The organism is Okeania sp. SIO2F4 (assembly GCF_010672385.1).
Taxonomy (GTDB): domain Bacteria; phylum Cyanobacteriota; class Cyanobacteriia; order Cyanobacteriales; family Microcoleaceae; genus Trichodesmium.
In genome coordinates, this window is sequence record NZ_JAAHGT010001296.1 from 1 (window position 1) to 1896 (window position 1896).

The window sequence follows — 1896 nt, forward strand, 5'->3', positions numbered from 1 at the left end:
CTCCGGCAACCCCCATTCCCTTGTAGGGAAGGGGGGAAGGGGGGGTTAGGTTTGCGCGGATTCATCGGTTCTATGCAATACTTCTCAAACAGCTTCTTAGTATAGCTCTCAGCCCCAAATCTTAATTTCGGGCTGAGAGCTATACTACAAGCAAATATTCCTAAACTGTTGGGTTTCATGCTTCAACCCAACCTACGCACTAATCAATTTCTGAAACAATTCATTATCCCGAATATTCTCAAAGTCAGGTTCATTTTTTGCCATTTCCTGACAGTTTCCACTATTCAAACTAATCGCCTTTTCTAAACTTTTTAAAGCTACTTCAACCTCACTTTTCAAACTATAACAACGAGCCTGATTATACCAAGCACTAAAAAAGTCTGGTTTAATTTTTACAGCATTATCAAAACAAGCGATCGCCTCTCCATAAATCCCCAATTTCATCAAAGAAACACCGCGATTATTCCAGGCATCACTATAATCATTTTTAATCGCAATTGCCTGATTATAAGACTTCACTGCTTCTTGATATTTTTGAATTTTTGCTAAACAAACCCCTCGATTATTCCAAGCATCTGCATAATCAGGTTTAACTTTTATCCCTTGTTCAAAAGAATTAATTGCTTCTTGATAATGCTGCAATTCTATCAAAGAAACACCCCGATTATTCCAAGCATCTGCATAATCAGCCCGAATTTGTAAAGCTCTATCGTAAGAAACAATTGCCTCATCAAATATCTTTAATCTTGTCAAAACTACACCCCGATTATTCCAAACATCTGCCATTTCTGGATAAATTTTTAAGGCTTGATTATAAGCATTAATCGCTTCTTTCAACCGACCTGCTAAGAAAAATTGATCGCCTTGTTTGGCATAATCATTCGCCATCATTAATGGCTCCGAATTATCACCTTGAGCAGTAGAATATTGAATCAAAGTATCCTTTTGAAGTTGTTCAATTTTTTCGTCAGCTTTGTGACTTTGTTGTTTCAGTTCATCTAAGATAATTTGAGCCTCACCAACCATTTCTTTCAGTTGAGATATTGTGTCATATTTGAAACTATCAATTTCTTGTTCTGTAATGTCAATTTTATTAGCTAACTTTGCCTGAAGAAACCAAATCCAAATTGCTGCTGAAGCCGGGAAAAAAGTTAAGACAATTAGAAAAACACTAAGTAATGATGTGGCATGACGAAAAGTATAATCTACCTCTTCTCGGACGCGATCGCGAATTTCTTCTCTGAGTTTAAATTCTTCAATTTGTTCTTGGTTTTGAGTCAGGATAATTAAAGATTTTTTTTGTTGGTAATCATGCTTAATTATGTTATTTATATGGCTATATACGACACTTTCACTAAGAGAAAGTATGAGAGTTAAAATCAGATTTATAATTTTCATGCTTCTGCTAAAAATTCAGATTAACTAATAATATTTTCGATCTATGAATTAATTCTAATTATCAAACCTAGATTCCAAATTGAGAGTAAAATAAATTATAATATACACAAGACTTAGGCAAAATTCTCTTTTATACGCTAGCTTTGGTGTAACGTGGGTTCTAACGCACCCTACTAGACCGACACAGCTAAAACTGTGCATTAGGGAGTAGGAGAGTAGGGGAGTAGGGGAGTAGGGGAGTAGGGGAGAAAGATTGTTGTTGGGTTTCGTCCCTCAACCCAACCTACTAGTGCGTCTAGCTTTAAAATGTGGGTAAAGAGCGAGCAACCCGGAAGACCTCTCCCCCGACCCCTCTCCTACAAGGAGAGGGGAGAAATATTCTCCCCCTTCCCTCGGACCCCCTTTCACGCGGGGGGTTAGGTTTTTTTTACCCACAATTTTAGTCTAGACGCGCTACTACAGGTAGAGTTGCTGTCTAAGTCCTCATAGAAATGGAAA

At 37.5% G+C, this 1896-nt stretch carries 1 protein-coding gene; it reads right to left on the reverse strand.

Annotated features, from left to right (window positions below):
• Positions 1 to 192 precede the first annotated feature (192 nt).
• Complete coding sequence (locus tag F6K22_RS39820) at positions 193 to 1398, reverse strand: tetratricopeptide repeat protein (RefSeq protein WP_293110580.1); 1206 nt, start codon at positions 1396 to 1398, stop codon at positions 193 to 195.
• Positions 1399 to 1896: the final 498 nt, after the last annotated feature.